The organism is Bradyrhizobium sp. 18BD, from assembly GCF_054185225.1.
This window is the reverse complement of the sequence record NZ_JAVAYL010000006.1, coordinates 330,030-346,884: the sequence shown is the minus strand read 5'-3', so window position 1 is coordinate 346,884 and position 16,855 is coordinate 330,030. Positions and strand designations below refer to the sequence as shown.

17 protein-coding genes are annotated in these 16,855 nt (G+C 65.0%); 16 read left to right on the top strand and 1 reads right to left on the bottom strand.

Going from position 1 to position 16,855, the window contains the following annotated elements; all coding sequences use genetic code 11:
* Window positions 1-2 precede the first annotated feature (2 nt).
* From RAD16_RS14205 to RAD16_RS14165, 9 genes are all read left to right on the top strand, one after another.
* On the top strand, window positions 3-1,517 hold the full coding sequence (locus RAD16_RS14205) for a tripartite tricarboxylate transporter permease (protein WP_458158498.1): 1,515 nt from the start codon (window positions 3-5) through the stop codon (window positions 1,515-1,517).
* A 139-nt stretch (window positions 1,518-1,656) separates the two neighbouring features.
* Complete coding sequence (locus RAD16_RS14200) at window positions 1,657-2,640, top strand: tripartite tricarboxylate transporter substrate binding protein BugD (protein WP_458158497.1); 984 nt, start codon at window positions 1,657-1,659, stop codon at window positions 2,638-2,640.
* Between the two features lie 186 nt (window positions 2,641-2,826).
* Window positions 2,827-3,621 (top strand): thymidylate synthase, encoded by a 795-nt coding sequence (locus RAD16_RS14195; RefSeq protein WP_063689078.1) that lies wholly within the window; start codon window positions 2,827-2,829, stop codon window positions 3,619-3,621.
* Window positions 3,622-3,626: 5 nt separating this feature from the next.
* Window positions 3,627-4,112 carry an N-acetyltransferase family protein gene (locus RAD16_RS14190; RefSeq protein ID WP_458158496.1) on the top strand — a complete coding sequence of 162 codons (486 nt, stop codon included), beginning with the start codon at window positions 3,627-3,629 and terminating at the stop codon, window positions 4,110-4,112.
* Entirely contained in the window at window positions 4,112-4,621 is a 510-nt protein-coding gene (locus RAD16_RS14185) for a dihydrofolate reductase (RefSeq protein WP_458158495.1), read from the top strand. The genes RAD16_RS14190 and RAD16_RS14185 overlap by 1 nt, the downstream gene beginning before the upstream one ends.
* Window positions 4,622-4,774: 153 nt before the next feature.
* Window positions 4,775-5,911 carry an FtsH protease activity modulator HflK gene (gene hflK, locus RAD16_RS14180; RefSeq protein WP_458158494.1) on the top strand — a complete coding sequence of 379 codons (1,137 nt, stop codon included), beginning with the start codon at window positions 4,775-4,777 and terminating at the stop codon, window positions 5,909-5,911.
* Window positions 5,908-6,804 (top strand): protease modulator HflC, encoded by an 897-nt coding sequence (hflC, locus tag RAD16_RS14175; RefSeq protein ID WP_458158493.1) that lies wholly within the window; start codon window positions 5,908-5,910, stop codon window positions 6,802-6,804. Before hflK ends, hflC begins: the two co-directional genes overlap by 4 nt.
* 70 nt (window positions 6,805-6,874) lie before the next feature.
* The gene (locus RAD16_RS14170; protein ID WP_142248818.1) at window positions 6,875-7,081 is read left to right on the top strand and encodes a DUF2065 domain-containing protein; all 207 of its coding nucleotides are present in this window, start codon (window positions 6,875-6,877) and stop codon (window positions 7,079-7,081) included.
* 142 nt (window positions 7,082-7,223) lie between these two features.
* On the top strand, window positions 7,224-8,735 hold the full coding sequence (locus RAD16_RS14165; RefSeq protein WP_458158492.1) for a Do family serine endopeptidase: 1,512 nt from the start codon (window positions 7,224-7,226) through the stop codon (window positions 8,733-8,735).
* 141 nt (window positions 8,736-8,876) lie between these two features.
* Here the strand turns inward: RAD16_RS14165 and serB are convergent, their stop codons facing one another.
* Window positions 8,877-9,782, bottom strand: coding sequence for a phosphoserine phosphatase SerB (gene serB / locus RAD16_RS14160; RefSeq protein WP_458158491.1), 906 nt, complete (start codon window positions 9,780-9,782; stop codon window positions 8,877-8,879).
* An 11-nt stretch (window positions 9,783-9,793) separates the two neighbouring features.
* Here serB and miaA point away from each other — a divergent pair, with 11 nt between their 5' ends.
* From miaA to RAD16_RS14125, 7 genes are all read left to right on the top strand, one after another.
* Entirely contained in the window at window positions 9,794-10,735 is a 942-nt protein-coding gene (gene miaA, locus RAD16_RS14155) for a tRNA (adenosine(37)-N6)-dimethylallyltransferase MiaA (RefSeq protein WP_458158490.1), read from the top strand.
* A gap of 329 nt (window positions 10,736-11,064) precedes the next feature.
* The gene (locus RAD16_RS14150; protein ID WP_458158489.1) at window positions 11,065-12,840 is read left to right on the top strand and encodes an acetolactate synthase 3 large subunit; all 1,776 of its coding nucleotides are present in this window, start codon (window positions 11,065-11,067) and stop codon (window positions 12,838-12,840) included.
* A 201-nt stretch (window positions 12,841-13,041) separates the two neighbouring features.
* Window positions 13,042-14,013: a threonine dehydratase gene (locus RAD16_RS14145; RefSeq protein WP_458158487.1), complete on the top strand. Its 972-nt coding sequence runs from the start codon at window positions 13,042-13,044 to the stop codon at window positions 14,011-14,013.
* Between the two features lie 22 nt (window positions 14,014-14,035).
* Complete coding sequence (gene ilvN / locus RAD16_RS14140) at window positions 14,036-14,578, top strand: acetolactate synthase small subunit (protein ID WP_254133287.1); 543 nt, start codon at window positions 14,036-14,038, stop codon at window positions 14,576-14,578.
* Window positions 14,579-14,581: 3 nt separating this feature from the next.
* The gene (locus tag RAD16_RS14135) at window positions 14,582-15,277 is read left to right on the top strand and encodes a class I SAM-dependent methyltransferase (protein ID WP_458158486.1); all 696 of its coding nucleotides are present in this window, start codon (window positions 14,582-14,584) and stop codon (window positions 15,275-15,277) included.
* Window positions 15,278-15,321: 44 nt separating this feature from the next.
* A complete protein-coding gene (locus RAD16_RS14130) occupies window positions 15,322-16,197 on the top strand; it encodes an EamA family transporter (RefSeq protein ID WP_458158485.1) in 876 nt (291 codons plus the stop codon).
* 7 nt (window positions 16,198-16,204) lie between these two features.
* Window positions 16,205-16,807, top strand: a complete 603-nt coding sequence (locus RAD16_RS14125) for a LysE family translocator (RefSeq protein WP_458158484.1) — start codon at window positions 16,205-16,207, stop codon at window positions 16,805-16,807.
* Window positions 16,808-16,855: the final 48 nt, after the last annotated feature.

The following is a 16,855-nucleotide window of genomic DNA, read 5'->3' as shown; positions in this document are numbered from 1 at the left end:
TGATGGATATTTTTGCGAACCTCGCTCACGGCTTTGTCGTCGCGCTCTCCCCGATCAACCTGCTGATGTGCCTGATCGGTGCCCTCGTCGGCACGCTGGTCGGCGTGCTCCCGGGCATCGGCACCATCGCAACCGTCGCGATGCTGCTGCCGATCACCTTCGGACTGCCGCCGGTCGGCGCGCTGATCATGCTCGCCGGCATCTATTACGGCGCGCAATATGGCGGCTCGACCACGTCGATCCTGGTCAATATTCCAGGTGAGGCGACATCGGTCGTCACCGCCATCGACGGTCACCAGATGGCCAAGCAGGGCCGTGCCGGTCCGGCGCTGGCGATCGCGGCGATCGGCTCGTTCTTCGCCGGCTGCGTCGCGACCGTTTTGATCGCGGTGCTCGGCGCGCCGCTGACGAAACTCGCGCTGGCGTTCGGTCCGGCCGAATATTTCTCGCTGATGGTGCTCGGCCTGATCTTCGCGGTCGTGCTGGCCAAGGGCTCGGTGCTGAAGGCGATCGCGATGATCGTGTTCGGCCTGTTGCTCTCGATGGTCGGCTCGGACATCGAGACCGGTGCCTCGCGCATGGCCTTCAACATTCCGGAACTTGCCGACGGTCTCGGCTTTGCGACGGTGGCGATGGGTGTGTTCGGCTTCGCCGAGATCATCCGCAATCTCGACGCCGGCGCCGAGATGAACCGCGACCTCGTGCAGCAGAAGATCACCGGCCTGATGCCGACCAAGAAGGATCTGATCGACTCGACGCCGCCAATCCTGCGCGGCACCGTGCTCGGCTCGATCCTCGGCATTCTGCCCGGCGGCGGCGCTGTCATCGCCTCGTTTGCGGCCTATACGCTCGAGAAGAAGCTCGCCAGGAACCCGTCGCGGTTCGGCCGCGGCGCGATCGAGGGCGTGGCGGCGCCGGAAAGCGCCAACAACGCGGCGGCACAGACCTCCTTCATCCCGTTGCTCACGCTCGGCATCCCGCCGAACGCGGTGATGGCGCTGATGGTGGGTGCGATGACCATCCATGGCATCGTGCCGGGCCCGCAGGTGATGCAGAAGCAGCCCGACCTCGTCTGGGGCATGATCGCCTCGATGTGGATCGGCAACCTCATGCTGATCATCATCAACCTGCCGCTGGTCGGCATCTGGGTCCGCCTCCTGCGCGTGCCTTACCGGCTGATGTTCCCCTCGATCGTGATCTTCTGCGCGATCGGCATCTACTCGGTGAACAACGCACCGGTCGACGTCATCCTCGCCGGCGTGTTCGGGCTCGTGGGCTACTGGCTGATCAAGCACGATTTCGAGCCGGCGCCGCTGCTGCTCGGCATGGTGCTCGGACCGCTGATGGAAGAGAACCTGCGCCGCGCGCTGCTGATCTCGCGCGGCGATTGGAGCGTGTTCCTGACGCGTCCGCTGTCGGCAGTGCTGCTGGCAATCGCGGCGGGCCTTCTGGTCCTCACGGTGCTGCCCGTGCTGCGGGCCAAGCGCGACGAGGTGTTCACCGAATCCGAGAACTGATCGCGCCGCGCCTGCGTCGTCGCGGCGCCCTGCGTCCGCGCGCCGCATTCGGAAGTCGAATCGACTTGTGCGATGTCTTCGTGAAATGAAAATGCCGGCCCTTGTGGCCGGCATTTTTCTGTGTCCCGGGGGAAACGAAATGACTTCCATTCGCGCGCTTGCTACCGGCGCATGTGCCGCCGCGCTCGCATCGATGTGCGCCTTTGTCGCACCGGCGAAGGCGCAGACCTATCCGACGCGCGGCATCACCATGATCGTACCGTTCGCTGCCGGCGGCCCGACCGATGTGATCTCGCGCATCGTCACCGCGCACATGGCGCAGACGCTCGGCCAGAGCATCATCATCGAAAACGTGGTCGGCGCCGGTGGAACCACCGCGACGACGCGCGCGGCGCGCGCGACCAATGACGGCTATACGCTCATCACCGGGCATATGGGCACGCACGCCGCGTCGGTGCCGCTCTATCCGAAGCTCGCCTATCACCCGGAGAAGGACTTCGAGCCGATCGCACTGCTCGCGGGCACGCCGATCCTGATCCTCGCGCGCAAGGACTTTCCGCCGAAGGACCTGAAGGAGTTCGTCGCTTACGTGAAGGCGAATGCCGAGAAGGTGAATGCGGCGCATGCCGGCGTCGGCTCGGTCTCGCACGTCTCATGCGAGCTCCTGCACTCGATCCTCGACGTCAAGCCGGTCGGCGTGCCCTTCAACGGCACCGGTCCAGCGATGAACGCGCTTGTGGCGGGACAGGTCGACTACATGTGCGACCAGATCGTCAACGCCGTGCCGCAGATCAACGCAGGCACCATCAAGGCCTATGCGATCGCAACGCCCGAGCGCAATCCGTCGCTGCCGAACGTGCCAACCACGACCGAAGCCGGTCTGCCGACGTTCCAGGCGCAGGCCTGGAACGCGATGTTCGCGCCGAAGGGAACTTCGCCCGCGATCATCGCGAGCCTGAACGCCGCTGCCATCAAGGCGCTCGACGACGAGACCGTGAAGAAGCGCCTGCTCGAGCTCGGCAGCGTCATCCCCGCGCCCAAGGACCGGACGCCCGAGGCGCTGGCGACCCTCGTCAAGAACGAGATCGCGAAGTGGACCCCGGTGCTCAAGCCGGCAACTTAACCAGCACTTTCAAGCCGATAGGCGAGGGGCGGGACGCAGGTTCCGCCCCTTTTCGTTTGCCCCGGGAACAGCCACTTTTCGGGGTATAATGCGTTTAAACAGCGAATCGCCGCTGTCGCAGCGCGGGGGTGGCCGTTAAGTTCGCCGCCTCCCCAAAGGCTGCCGTCTTTCTAAAGGTTTGGGCACATGCACCAGTATCAGGACCTGCTTGAGCGGATTCTTTCAGACGGCGCCGAGAAGACCGACCGGACCGGCACCGGCACCCTGTCGGTGTTCGGCCATCAGATGCGCTTCAATCTGTCCGCCGGCTTCCCGATGCTGACCACCAAGCGGCTGCCGCTGAAGGCGATCGTGCATGAGCTGCTGTGGTTCCTGAAGGGCGACACCAACATCAAGTATCTCAAGGACAACGGCGTTACCATCTGGGACGAATGGGCGGACGCCAATGGCGATCTCGGCCCGGTCTACGGGCATCAATGGCGCTCCTGGCCAACGCCGGACGGCGGCAGCATCGACCAGATCGCCAAGGTCATCGACATGATCAAGCGCACCCCGGATTCGCGCCGGCTGATCGTCACCGCCTGGAATCCGGCCGACGTCGACAAGATGGCGCTGCCGCCCTGCCACCTGCTGTTCCAGTTCTATGTCGCCAACGGCAAGCTGTCCTGCCAGCTCTATCAGCGCTCGGCCGACGTGTTCCTCGGCGTGCCCTTCAACATCGCCTCCTACGCGCTGCTCACCATGATGGTCGCGCAGGTTACGGGCCTGAAGCCCGGCGACTTCGTGCATTCGCTCGGCGACACCCATCTCTATTCCAACCATCTGGAGCAGGCCCGGCTGCAGCTCACCCGCGCGCCGCGTGCGCTGCCGGTGATGCGCATCAACCCCGATGTGAAGGACATCTTCTCCTTCCGCTACGAGGATTTCGAGCTCGTCGGCTACGATCCGCATCCGCACATCAAGGCGGAAGTCGCGGTCTAGCGCCGATGGCGTTCAACATCCGCCGCGCGCGTCCCGGCGAAGCCGGACTCGTTCTCGATTTCGTCCGCGAACTCGCCGAGTACGAAAAGCTCTCGCACGAGGTCGAGGCGACCGAGGCTGACATTGCGGACGCCTTGTTCGGTCGCGATCCCAGGCTGTTTTGTGCGATTGCCGAGTGGAACGGCGAGCCGGTCGGCTTCGCGGTGTGGTTCCTGAACTTCTCCACCTTCAGCGGCCGTCACGGCATCTATCTCGAAGATTTGTATGTGCAGCCGTCGCATCGCGGCAAAGGCCTCGGCAAGGCGCTGCTGGTCTATCTCGCCAAGGAATGCGTCGACAACGGCTGGTCGCGCCTGCAATGGGCGGTGCTCGACTGGAACGCGCCGTCGATCGCGTTCTACAAGTCGCTCGGTGCGGTCATGATGGACGACTGGACGCTGTGCCGCGTCTCCGGTTCTGCGCTGACGCGGCTTGCCGGGAGCTCTGCCTGATGGAGATCGTCTTCGTCGTTGCCATCGCTGAGAACGGCATCATCGGCGCGGGTAATGCGATCCCGTGGCGATTGAAATCCGACATGGCGCGCTTCAAGGCGCTCACCATCGGCAAGCCCGTGATCATGGGCCGCAAGACCTTCGAGTCCCTGCGCCGGCCGCTGCCGGGTCGCACCAACATCGTCATCACGCGCGATACGGATTATCGCGCCGCGGGGGCGGTCGTCACGACGTCGTCCGCCGATGCCGGCGCGGTTGCGCGCGGCGACGCCCTGCGGCGTTCGGTCGCCGAGATCGCGGTGATCGGTGGCGCCGAGATCTATCGGCAATGGCTCGATCGCGCCGACCGTCTCGAAATCACCGAGGTGCATGCGCGGCCCGAAGGCGACACGCATTTCGACATCGACAGGGCGGAATGGGAGGAGACGGTGCGCATTCGTCATCCTGCCGGCCCCGACGACAGCGCCGACTTCTCCTATGTGACATATCGTCGGCGGGCGCCCCATTAACCGCTTTCTCCAATGTTTACATTGACTTTTTCTTGCCCGAGCATAGCTCGGAAGACGGCGATGGCTGCGTTGTAAGGGACCTGCCTGTCCCCTATAAAGCCGGACCGGACAAAGCGGGCGGGGGCAATTCCACCCTGCCGAGGAGAGCGTCGAATGCCGTGGAAGAATCAGGGCGGTGGCCCTTGGGGCTCGGGTCCGAAGGGACCATGGGGCACAGGCCCGCAGCCGGTGGGGCCGAGGCCGCCGGATCTGGAAGATCTTCTGCGGCGTGGCCAGGACCGCCTCCAGCAGATCATGCCGGGCGGCTATTTCTCCGGCATCGGCATCACGCTGATCGTCCTGCTCATCGTCGCGTTCTGGCTGCTGTCGGGCTTCTTCCGCGTGCAGTCCGAAGAGCAGGGCGTCGTGCTGCGCTTCGGCAAGCATGTCCGCACCGTCGATCCGGGCCTGAATTATCATCTGCCCTATCCGATCGAGACCGTGCTGCTGCCGAAGGCGCTGCGCGTCAACACCATCTCGATCGGCATGACGCTGATCGACGATCCGGCGCGGCGCGGCCGCTCCATCCGTGACGTGCCGGAAGAGAGCCTGATGCTGACCGGCGACGAGAACATCGTCGACGTCGACTTCACCGTGCTCTGGCGCATCAAGCCCAACGGTGTCGGCAACTTCCTGTTCAACATTCAGAACCCCGAGGGCACCGTGAAGGCGGTCGCCGAAAGCGCGATGCGCGAGGTGATCGGCCGATCGCAGATCCAGCCGATCCTGACCGGTGCGCGCAACGTCACCGAGCAGGGCGTGCAGGAGCTGATCCAGCGGACCCTCGACAGCTACGGCGCGGGCATTCAGATCACCCAGGTGCAGATGCAGAAGGTCGACCCGCCTGCCCAGGTCATCGACGCCTTCCGCGACGTCCAGGCGGCGCGCGCCAATCAGGAGCAGTTGCAGAACGAAGCGCAGACCTACGCCAACCAGGTTGTTCCGCAGGCCCGTGGACGGGCGGCGCAGATCCAGCAGGCCGCCGAAGGCTACAGGGAGCAGGCGATCGCCGAGGCCAAGGGCCAGAGCGCGCGCTTCCTGAAGGTGTACGAGGAATACAAGAAGGCGCCCGACGTGACGCGTGAACGGATCTATCTGGAGACGATGGAGCGTGTGCTCGGCAGCTCGGACAAGCTCATCTATGATGGCGGCCGTTCCGGCCAGGGCGTCGTGCCCTATCTGCCGCTCAGCGAATTGACGACCAAGCGGGCGCCTACCACCGGTCAGCCCTCGAGCGGAGCCACAAGATGAGGTCTCCGGTCACAGGTATCGTCACGCTGCTCGGGCTCCTGATCGTCGTGATCGTCGGCTACATGTCGCTGTTCACGGTGCAGCAGACCGAGCAGACCATCGTGCTCCAGTTCGGCAAGCCCGTCGACGTCGTCACCGATCCCGGCCTGCACTTCAAGGCGCCGTGGAATTCGGTGATCAACATCGACAAGCGGATCCTCGATCTGGAGAACCCGTCGCAGGAAGCGATCGCGTCCGACCAGAAGCGTCTCGTGGTCGACGCCTTCGCGCGCTACCGCATCAAGGACGCGCTGCGCTTCTATCAGAGCGTCGGCTCGATCCAGGCGGCCAACCTCCAGCTCACCACGCTCCTGAACGCGGCGCTGCGCCGCGTGCTCGGCGAGGTCACCTTCATCAACGTGGTGCGCGACGATCGCGAGAAGCTGATGCTGCGCATCCGCGACCAGCTCGATCGTGAGGCCGACGGCTACGGCATCCAGGTCGTCGACGTCCGGATCCGCCGTGCCGACCTGCCGGAGCAGAACAGCCAGGCGGTCTACCTGCGCATGAAGACCGAGCGCGAGCGCGAAGCTGCCGAGTTCCGCGCACAGGGCGGCCAGAGGGCGCAGGAGATCAAGTCGAGGGCCGACCGCGAAGCGACTGTGATCATCGCTGAAGCCAATTCGCAGGCTGATCAGACCCGCGGTGCGGGCGATGCCGAGCGCAACCGGCTGTTCGCGGAAGCCTACAGCAAGGATGCCGACTTCTTCGCCTTCTACCGGTCGATGACGGCCTATGAGACTGGGCTGAAGTCGAGCGACACCCGCTTCCTGCTGCGGCCGGACTCGGATTTCTTCCGGTATTTCGGTAGCCCGTCCGGCAAGACGGCGACCGAGACGCCGGCGAAACCGTAAGCTAGACAGGGGCGGCAGTTCTGCCGCCCTTCGTCCAGACAAGAACAGCACAACGGGAGGTTCCCATCCGATGAGGTCCATTGCGTTCGCCGACTTCCTCATCGGCCTAGGCATCCTGTTTGTGCTGGAAGGCTTGATGTTCGCGGCAAGTCCGAACTGGATGCGCAAGGCCATGAAGAGCGCCATCGCCACGCCGGACAATATCCTGCGGGTGGTCGGGATCGGCTCGGCCGTGGCCGGCCTGGTCCTGATCTGGGTGATGCGGCGCCCGGTTTAGCCGCGGGGCCAACGCCAAAGTGAAGGCGACAAGCCGGTTTTCGCCATATTGTCCGGGTCTTGAGGCCCGTTAACGTCCGCGCTTGCGCCGTCCCCCGGTTCGAGCGCAGTCTGGCGCCGAATCCCTTTCTCTGGAGATACCAATGACCGCTGCCATCATTGCCCCGTCCCGCTTGCGCCGATGTGCGCGATTTGGGCTGGCCGCGCTCGCCATCAGTGCTTTCAGCGCGTTCGGCACGCCCGCCGAGGCGCGCGGACCGGAGGGCATCGCCGACGTCGCCGAGAAGGTGATCGACGCGGTCGTCAACATCTCGACCTCGCAGACCGTCGAGGCCAAGGGCGGTGGCAGCAACACCATGCCGCAACTGCCGCCGGGCTCGCCCTTCGAGGAGTTCTTCGACGACTTCTTCAAAAACCGCAGGGGTCCCGGCGGCGGCAGCAAGGGCGGCGACAACGGCAGCGGCCCGCCGCGCAAGACCAACTCGCTCGGCTCGGGCTTCATCATCGACACATCGGGCGTTGTCGTCACCAATAACCACGTCATTGCGGACGCCGACGAGATCAACGTCATCCTCAACGACGGCACCAAGATCAAAGCCGAGCTGGTCGGCGTCGACAAGAAGACCGACCTTGCGGTGCTCAAGTTCAAGCCGTCGAAGCCGCTGGTTGCGGTCAAGTTCGGCGATTCCGACAAGCTGCGCCTTGGTGACTGGGTGGTCGCGATCGGCAACCCGTTCAGCCTCGGCGGCACCGTGACCGCGGGCATCGTCTCGGCGAAGAATCGCGACATCTCCTCGGGACCCTATGACAGCTACATCCAGACCGACGCCGCCATCAACCGCGGCAATTCCGGTGGCCCGCTGTTCAACCTCGAAGGCGACGTCATCGGCGTCAACACGTTGATCATCTCGCCCTCCGGCGGCTCGATCGGCATCGGCTTCGCCGTGCCGTCCAAGACGGTCGCGGGCGTCGTCGACCAGCTCCGCCAGTTCGGCGAGCTGCGCCGCGGCTGGCTGGGCGTGCGCATTCAGAGCGTCACCGACGAGATTGCCGAGAGCCTCAACATCAAGCCGCCGCGCGGCGCGCTGGTTGCGGGCGTCGACGACAAGGGCCCGGCCAAGCCCGCCGGCATCGAGCCCGGCGACGTCGTCGTCAAGTTCGACGGCAAGGACGTCAAGGACCCCAAGGATCTCTCCCGTGTCGTCGCCGACACGGCGGTCGGCAAGGAAGTCGACGTCGTCATCATCCGCAAGGGTCAGGAAGAGACCAAGAAGGTCACGCTCGGCCGTCTGCAGGATCCTGAGAAGGTGCAGGCCGCGGTGAAGACCGACGAGCCCGCGCCCGAGAAGACGGTGACGCAGAAGGCGCTCGGCCTCGATCTCGCCGTGCTGAGCAAGGATCTGCGCACGCGCTACAAGATCAAGGACAGCGTCAAGGGCGTGGTCGTGACCAATGTCGACGCCAATTCAGACGCCGCCGAGAAGCGTCTCTCCGCCGGCGACGTCATCGTCGAGGTCGCGCAGGAGGCGGTGTCGAGCGGCGCCGACATCCAGAAGCGCGTCGACCAGCTCAAGAAGGACGGCAAGAAGTCGGTGCTGCTGCTGGTGTCGAATGCCGACGGCGAGCTGCGGTTTGTTGCGCTGAGCGTGCAGTAAGGGCGGTCTCGTAGGGTGGCAAAGCGAAAGCGTGTCCACCATCTTTCGACCGTCTCAGCAAAAGTGGTGGGCACGGCGCAAGCGCGCCTTTGCCCACCCTACGGCTGCGGAGTGTGTCGCAACGGCTGACGAAGGCGGAGGCTATGCCTCCACGAACTCGTCCCGACGATACCCTTGCGCATAAAGCAGCGCAGTGAGATCGCCATGATCGATCCGCGCAGCCGCGGCCGCGGCCACCGCCGGCTTGGCGTGATACGCCACACCCAGCCCCGCTGCCTGGATCATCGCGAGATCGTTGGCGCCGTCGCCGACCACGACCGAGTCGATGTCGTCGAGATCGAACGACTCCATCAGATCCACCAGCGTCGCGAGTTTGGCCGCGCGGCCCAGAATCGGCTCCTTCACCTCGCCGGTGAATTTTCCGTCGCGCACGACGAGCTCGTTGGCGCGGTTCTCCTGGAAGCCGATCTTTGCGGCGACCGCGCGCGTGAACAGCGTGAAGCCGCCGGAGACGAGGCAGGTATAGGCGCCGTGCTTCCGCATGGTCGCGACCAGTTCACGGCCGCCCGGGGTCAGCGTGATGCGCTTGTCCAGCACTTCGTCGACGACGTTGGCGGGGAGGTCCTTCAGCAGCGCGACGCGCTCGCGCAGCGCCGGCTCGAACTCGATCTCGCCGCGCATCGCGCGTTCGGTGATCGCGGCGACATGGGCCTTCATCCCGACCAGATCGGCGAGCTCATCGATGCATTCCTGCCCGATCATTGTGGAATCCATGTCGGCGAGAAAAAGCTTCTTGCGCCGGAAGCCGACAGGCTGCACCACGATGTCGATCGGCAGGTCGCCGCGCAGCTCGCGGAGCCGCTCTTCGATGGCGTGACGGTCGCCTTCGAGGTTACTGTCGGCGCCGAAGGGGATGTCGACCGCAACCCCGTCGAACAGCCAGTGCGCAGGCGCTGCCTGAGGCAGCACGGCACGGGCGCCGTCGACGATGGTGGAGTCGAGGGCGGGATTATCGGGGTTGCAGATCAGCGTGGCGACGAGGGACATTTGAGGTTTTCGTGAGCGAGAGGCATCCGATCAAGGCCGTGCTTATCGCAGGCCCGACCGCCAGCGGCAAGTCGGCGCTGGCGCTCGAGCTTGCCATCAGCGCCGGCGGTACCGTCATCAATGCCGATTCCATGCAGGTGTACCGTGACCTGCGCATCATCACGGCGCGCCCCACGCATGGCGAGGAAGCGCGCGTTCCGCATCGTCTCTATGGTCATGTCGATGCGGCCGTGAATTTCTCGGCCGGCGCCTGGGTGGCTGATGCGGCGAAGGCACTGGAGGAGGCGCAAAGCGAAGGCCGCCTGCCGATCTTCATCGGCGGCACCGGGCTTTATTTCAAGGCGCTGACTGCGGGCCTCTCCGTGGTGCCGCCGATCCCTGCGGAGATCCGCGACGACGTGCGGGCGCGACTGGAGCGGAATGGCGTCGAGGCGCTGCACGCGGAACTCGCGCGGCGCGATCCGCGCGCCGCTGAGCGATTGAACCTGCGCGACCGAACCCGCATCGCACGCGCGCTCGAAGTGGTCGAGGCGACCGGCCGCTCGCTGCTGGACTGGCATCATGAGGGCCAGCCGCCGCTGCTGCCGAAGGACAGTTTTCGCGCGGTGTTTCTCGCCCCTGAGCGTGAAGAGCTCTATGCCCGCATCGACGCCCGCTTCGATGCCATGCTGGGCGCCGGCGCTTTGAAGGAAATCGAGCGGCTCGCCGCCCGTCACCTCGATCCGCTGTTGCCGGCGATGAAGGCCCATGGCGTGCCGGCGCTGATCCGGCATCTGCGCGGTGAGCTCAACCTGGAGGAGGCCGCAACCATCGGTCGCGCGGACACCCGGCACTACGCCAAGCGGCAATTCACTTGGTTCCGGCACCAATTGCCTGACTTCGAATGGGTGAAGCTCGAGGAGGCGAGGGGGTGGCTGGCGGCTGCCGTCAAGGTGGCGCGGGATCCCGGTTAACGTGCTTTTGTGCCCGGGTCCCCGCATTTACCTCTCGCCGAACCTCGGGAACACCGTTACACTGCCAAAATCACGCGGAAGCGGCCGCTTTGCCTTGACATCGAGGCTTTGGTCGTTATGTTTCGCGCAACCTTTGGGATGTCGAGCGCCTACCATGCGTAACATTATTACCAAGCTCCTTATCGCCGTCGTACCCAGGCACACCGCCGGGGGTGGCTAGCTGCCATCCACATGACAGGCGGTGTGCAGGGTCCCTCTTCGGGGCCTTTTTTATTTCCCGAACCCAGAACGAACGAAGCCGCTGACAACAGCGCATCCGGAGCAAGACAATGAGCGACAAGAGCCACGATCCGAACCAGATGACCGGTGCTGCGATGATCGTCCGCGCGCTCATCGATCATGGCGTGACCGACATTTTCGGCTATCCCGGCGGCGCGGTGCTTCCGATCTATGACGAGATCTTCCAGCAGAGCGAGGTCCAGCACATCCTGGTTCGCCACGAGCAAGGCGCGGGACACGCCGCCGAGGGCTATGCGCGCTCGACCGGCAGGCCGGGCGTTGCGCTGGTGACCTCCGGCCCCGGCGCCACCAATATGGTGACGCCGTTGACCGACGCGCTGATGGACTCGATCCCGCTGGTCTGCATCTCCGGCCAGGTGCCGACGCATCTGATCGGCAACGACGCGTTCCAGGAATGCGACACGGTCGGCATCACGCGTCCCTGCACCAAGCACAATTGGCTGGTGCGCGACGTCAACGACCTCGCCAAGGTCCTGCACGAAGCCTTCTACGTTGCCACCACGGGCCGTCCGGGCCCGGTGCTGGTCGACGTTCCCAAGGACGTGCAGTTCGCCACCGGCACCTATCATCCGCCGCGCAAGTCCGACGTGCACCGCTCCTACGCGCCGCGCGTGAAGGGCGATGCGACGCAGATCCGCAAGGCCGTGTCGCTGCTCGCCAATGCCAAGCGTCCGGTGATCTACAGCGGCGGTGGCGTCATCAATTCCGGCCCCGAAGCGACCAGGCTGCTGCGTGAGCTGGTCGAGGTCACCGGCTTCCCGATCACCTCTACGCTGATGGGCCTGGGTGCTTATCCGGCGTCGGGCAAGAACTGGCTCGGCATGCTAGGCATGCACGGCACCTACGAGGCCAACATGACGATGCATGATTGCGACGTCATGCTGTGCGTCGGCGCACGCTTCGACGACCGCATCACCGGCCGCGTCGATGCGTTCTCGCCGAACTCGAAGAAGATCCACATCGACATCGATCCGTCCTCGATCAACAAGAACATCCGCGTCGACGTGCCGATCATCGGCGATTGCGGCAACATCCTCGGCGACATCCTGCAGGTGTTCAAGGCGGAGGCGAAGAAGCCCGACATCAAGGCGTGGTGGCAGCAGATCGCGCAGTGGCGTGCCCGCAACTCGCTCTATTACAAGAAGAGCAACGACGTCATCCTGCCGCAGCACGCGATCCAGAGCCTGTTCGAGGCGACGCGCGGCCGCGACACCTACATCACGACCGAAGTCGGCCAGCACCAGATGTGGGCGGCGCAGTTCTATGGCTTCGAGGAGCCGCACCGTTGGATGACTTCGGGTGGTCTCGGCACCATGGGCTACGGCCTGCCGGCCGCGGTCGGCGTGCAGGTGGCGCACCCCGACAGCCTCGTCATCGACATCGCAGGCGATGCCTCGGTGCAGATGACGATCCAGGAGATGTCGACGGCGGTTCAGTACGAGCTGCCGATCAAGATCTTCATCCTGAACAACCAGTACATGGGCATGGTGCGGCAGTGGCAGCAGCTGCTCCACGGCAACCGCCTGTCGCATTCCTATTCGGAGGCGCTGCCGGATTTCGTCAAGCTCGCCGAAGCCTATGGCGGCGTCGGCCTGCAGGTGCACAAGCCGTCCGATCTCGACGGCGCCATCCAGGAGATGATCTCGGTCAAGCGTCCGGTGCTGTTCGACTGCCGCGTCGCGGCGCTCGAAAACTGCTTCCCGATGATTCCCTCCGGCAAGGCGCACAACGAGATGCTGTTGCCCGAGCAGGCCAACGACGAAGCGACCGCGAAGGCGTTCGCCGGCGGCAAGGCGCTGGTGTGAGTCGGTGATGGCGCAGCAGCGAAGAGCGACTTCTCTTCGCCTCTCCCCGCTTGCGGGGAGAGGCCGGATTGCGCGCGAGCGCAATCCGGGTGAGGGGGAGTCTCCGCGAGTCCAGCTGTCACCGTCCCTGCGGAGACTCCCCCTCACCCCGACCCTCTCCCCGCAAGCGGGGCGAGGGGGCAGACCGTACGCGGGGCTACAATGTTCGACCTGACGGAGCTCGAGCGCGCACATGCGATCGTGGGGCAGGCGGTGCCGGCAACGCCGGCACGCGGCTGGCCGCTGCTCGCGGAGCGCCTCGGCACCGAGGTCGTGGTCAAGCACGAGAACCACACGCCGATCGGCGCCTTCAAGGTGCGCGGCGGGCTGGTCTATCTCGATCGGCTCAAGCGCGAGCGGCCGAACACGCCTGGCATCATCTCGGCGACGCGCGGCAATCACGGCCAGAGCCTGGCGTTTGCCGCGGGCCGCCACGGCGTGCCTGCGGTGATCTACGTGCCGCGCGGCAATTCGGTCGAGAAGAACCGCGCGATGAAGGCGTTTGGCGCCGAGCTGGTCGAGCATGGCGAAGACTTTCAGGCCGCGCGCGAGGAAGCCGAGCGCCGCGCGCAGTTCGCCGGCCTCCACATGGTGCCGTCGTTCCACTCGGACCTTGTGCTGGGTGTCGCGACCTACGCGCTCGAGCTGTTTCGCTCTGCGCCCGATCTCGACGTCCTCTACGTGCCGATCGGGCAGGGCTCCGGCATCTGCGGCTGCATCATGGCGCGCGACCTGCTGGGCCTGAAGACCGAGATCGTCGGCGTGCAGTCGACCGAGGCGCCGTCCTACGCGCTCTCGTTTGCGGCCGGTAAGATCGTGACGACCGAGACGGCCAACACGCGCGCGGACGGCATGGCGACGCGCATCCCTGACGAGGATGCGCTCGCGCTGATCCGCAAGGGCGCTTCGCGCATCGTGCAGGTCACCGACGACGAGGTCGCTGCGGCGATCCGCGCCTACTGGATCGACACGCATAATCTCGCCGAAGGCGCCGGCGCGGCCGCGCTCGCCGCGGCGCTGCAGGAAAAGAGCAAGCTGAAGGGCAAGCGCGTCGGTCTCGTGCTGTCCGGCGGCAATATCGATTTCGATCTGTTCCGCCGTTGGGTCGGGACGGACGCGCCAGCGATGGCGTGACGGAGAGACAAGAGGGACGACAATGAACCAGCCCGCATCCGCCTACTTCATCGAAGACCGCCACGATCCCAACGAGACGCACACGCTCGCGGTGCTCGTGCAGAACGAGCCGGGCGTGCTCGCGCGCGTCATCGGCCTGTTCTCGGGCCGCGGCTACAACATCGAGAGCCTCACGGTCTCCGAGACCGAGGCGCAGAAGCATCTGTCGCGCATCACCATCGTCACGACGGGCACGCCGATGGTGATCCAGCAGATCAAGCACCAGCTCGATCGCATGATCCCGGTCTATCAGGTCGTCGACATGACCCAGACCAAACGCTCGATCGAGCGTGAGCTCGCGATGGTGAAGGTGCGCGGACAGGGCGAGCATCGCGTCGAGGCGCTGCGACTCGCGGATGCGTTCCGCGCCCGCGTGATCGACGCCACGACCGAGAGCTTTGTGTTCGAGATCACAGGCAATACCGACAAGATCAACCAGTTTATCGACCTGATGCGCCCGCTCGGCCTTGTCGAGGTGTCGCGCACCGGCGTTGCCGCGATCGGCCGCGGGCCCGAAGGGATGTGAACCATGCTGGCGCGCGACTGGTACTATAACGAGCGGAACCGGATGGGCATCGAGCCCGCGGTGGCGTCGATCTACGACAGCCATGACGATGCCGATCTGCGGGCGCGCGCCGCGCTGAAAATGCTTGGAGTACAGCGCGGCTGGCGCATCGCCGATATCGGCTGCGGCAATGGCGTGCTGGCGACCGAAGCCGCGCTGATGGGAGCCGAAGTCGATGCCATCGACATCTCGCCGGCAATGCTGGCGCTCGCGGAGATCTATGCCCGTGACCGCAAGGCGCCGGTGCGCACCCAGTCGGCCGGCCTGCTCAGCTTCGCCTACCGGCCCGAATCCTACGACCTGATCGTCAGCGAGTTCACGCTGCATCATCTGCCGGATTTCTGGAAGGTGGTGGCGATGTCGCGGATCTTCCGCGCGCTGAAGCCGGGCGCGACGTTCTATCTGCGCGATATCGTCTATGCGTCCATGCCTGACGCGGTCGAGCGCGACGTCGAGCAATGGGCCGACTACCAGATCAAGAACCACGACTTTTCGCGTGAGGGCGTCGTCACGCATATGCGCGACGAATATTCCACCTTCGGCTGGGTGATGGAGCGGATGCTGACCGACGTCGGCTTCACCATGGTCTCGGCCGATTACCACGCACCCATGCACGGCACTTACCTGCTGCGCAAACCGAAAGCCGGCGAGCAAGGCTAGAACAACAAACAGGGCTGCACGACAAAGCAGAACCGGAAACAACAATGAAGCCGGCCGACATCCTCATCGCCCTCCTGGTGGCGATCATCTGGGGCCTTGCCTTCGTGGCAAGCCGGATCGCGCTCGACGAGTTTTCGCCGGAGCTGATGACGGCGATGCGCTTTTCCATTGCCGCGGTGCCGTGCCTGTTCATCCGCAAGCCCAAGGTCGCCTGGTCGCTGCTGATCGCGATCAGCTTCACGCTGTTTCTCGGCCAATTCCTATCGCAGGCTTACGGCATCGCTCATGGCGTGCCGGTTGGGCTGACCTCAGTCGTCGTGCAGAGCCAGGCGCTGTTCACCATCGGCTTTGCTGCGCTCGCATTCGGCGAGCGTCCGACGCCGGTGCAGACGCTGGGTGTCGTCATCGCCGCGGTGGGCTTGCTGATGATCTGCGGCACCGTAGGTTATGATTTCAGCGTCGGCGCCTTCGCGGTGTTGATGATCGCGCCGGTCAGCTTCGCGGTCGGCAATCTCCTGCTGCGTGGCGCGCGCGGCGTGCCGATGTTCGACCTGTTCGCCTGGCTCTGCCTTGCGACCGCCGTGCCGCTGTTCGCGCTGACACTCGTCGTCAACGGGCCGGTGCCGACCGTGAAGTCGCTGATCCATATGTCGCTGACCGGCCTCGTCTGCCTGCTGATGATCGGCGCGATCTCCACCAGCATCGCCTATTGGCTGTGGGGCCGGCTGCTGCGTGATTATCCCGCTGCGCAAGTGGTGCCGCTCGCGCTGCTGGTGCCGTTCGTCGGCTCGGCGGCGTCCAGCATCGTGTTCGGCGAGCGTTTCGGGCCGCTGCGCCTCGCCGGCATGCTGACTGTGATCGGCGGCATTGCGGTGATGGTGCTGGCAAAGCGCCCGCAGATCCTGCCGAAGACCGCGTGAGATGATGATGGCCTACTCACTGTTCTACGCCTTCCTCGCCTTCATGGTGGTGATGTACTTCACGCCGGGGCCGAACAACATCATGCTGTTGTCCTCCGGCCTGACCTACGGCTTCCGCCGCACCATTCCGCACATCGTCGGCATCGTGCTCGGCTTTGCCTTCATGGTCGCCACCGTCGGCCTCGGGCTCGGCACCGTGTTCCTGGCCTATCCGGTCCTCCAGACCATCCTGAAATATGCCGGCGCCGCCTACCTGATTTATCTCGCCGCCGTGATCGCCATGTCCGGCCCGACCACGCCGGGCGGGGAGAGCGGCCGCGGCCCGATGACCTTCTGGGGCGCGGCCATGTTCCAGTGGATCAACGCCAAAGGCTGGGTGATCGTGATCGGCACCATCACCGCCTACGCGGCGATCGCCCAGTTCCCCCTCAACATCGCGATTCAGACCCTGATCAGCCTGCTGGTCGGCACCGTCTCGACCGTGGTTTGGGCTCTGTTCGGCACTGCACTACGACCGGTGCTGACCTCGGAGCGGCTGGTCCGCGCCTTCAATATCCTGATGGCGCTCCTGCTGCTCGCCTCCCTCTACCCCGTTTTCATGGATGCATGATGTCGCGGATTTCCATGCAGAAACGGGTTTCCTTAAGGGGCCAAAATG

What these genes read in the sequence shown, in the direction of transcription:
- hflC (WP_458158493.1), top strand. Translation starts at nt 5,908, where the DNA reads ATGAGGTCTCCGGTCACAGGTATCGTCACGCTGCTCGGGCTCCTGATC.
- RAD16_RS14205 (WP_458158498.1), top strand. Translation starts at nt 3, where the DNA reads ATGGATATTTTTGCGAACCTCGCTCACGGCTTTGTCGTCGCGCTCTCC.
- RAD16_RS14200 (WP_458158497.1), top strand. Translation starts at nt 1,657, where the DNA reads ATGACTTCCATTCGCGCGCTTGCTACCGGCGCATGTGCCGCCGCGCTC.
- hflK (WP_458158494.1), top strand. Translation starts at nt 4,775, where the DNA reads ATGCCGTGGAAGAATCAGGGCGGTGGCCCTTGGGGCTCGGGTCCGAAG.
- RAD16_RS14190 (WP_458158496.1), top strand. Translation starts at nt 3,627, where the DNA reads ATGGCGTTCAACATCCGCCGCGCGCGTCCCGGCGAAGCCGGACTCGTT.
- RAD16_RS14125 (WP_458158484.1), top strand. Translation starts at nt 16,205, where the DNA reads ATGGCCTACTCACTGTTCTACGCCTTCCTCGCCTTCATGGTGGTGATG.
- RAD16_RS14195 (WP_063689078.1), top strand. Translation starts at nt 2,827, where the DNA reads ATGCACCAGTATCAGGACCTGCTTGAGCGGATTCTTTCAGACGGCGCC.
- RAD16_RS14130 (WP_458158485.1), top strand. Translation starts at nt 15,322, where the DNA reads ATGAAGCCGGCCGACATCCTCATCGCCCTCCTGGTGGCGATCATCTGG.
- serB (WP_458158491.1), bottom strand. Translation starts at nt 9,782, where the DNA reads ATGTCCCTCGTCGCCACGCTGATCTGCAACCCCGATAATCCCGCCCTC.
- RAD16_RS14170 (WP_142248818.1), top strand. Translation starts at nt 6,875, where the DNA reads ATGAGGTCCATTGCGTTCGCCGACTTCCTCATCGGCCTAGGCATCCTG.
- ilvN (WP_254133287.1), top strand. Translation starts at nt 14,036, where the DNA reads ATGAACCAGCCCGCATCCGCCTACTTCATCGAAGACCGCCACGATCCC.
- RAD16_RS14135 (WP_458158486.1), top strand. Translation starts at nt 14,582, where the DNA reads ATGCTGGCGCGCGACTGGTACTATAACGAGCGGAACCGGATGGGCATC.
- RAD16_RS14145 (WP_458158487.1), top strand. Translation starts at nt 13,042, where the DNA reads ATGTTCGACCTGACGGAGCTCGAGCGCGCACATGCGATCGTGGGGCAG.
- RAD16_RS14165 (WP_458158492.1), top strand. Translation starts at nt 7,224, where the DNA reads ATGACCGCTGCCATCATTGCCCCGTCCCGCTTGCGCCGATGTGCGCGA.
- RAD16_RS14150 (WP_458158489.1), top strand. Translation starts at nt 11,065, where the DNA reads ATGAGCGACAAGAGCCACGATCCGAACCAGATGACCGGTGCTGCGATG.
- RAD16_RS14185 (WP_458158495.1), top strand. Translation starts at nt 4,112, where the DNA reads ATGGAGATCGTCTTCGTCGTTGCCATCGCTGAGAACGGCATCATCGGC.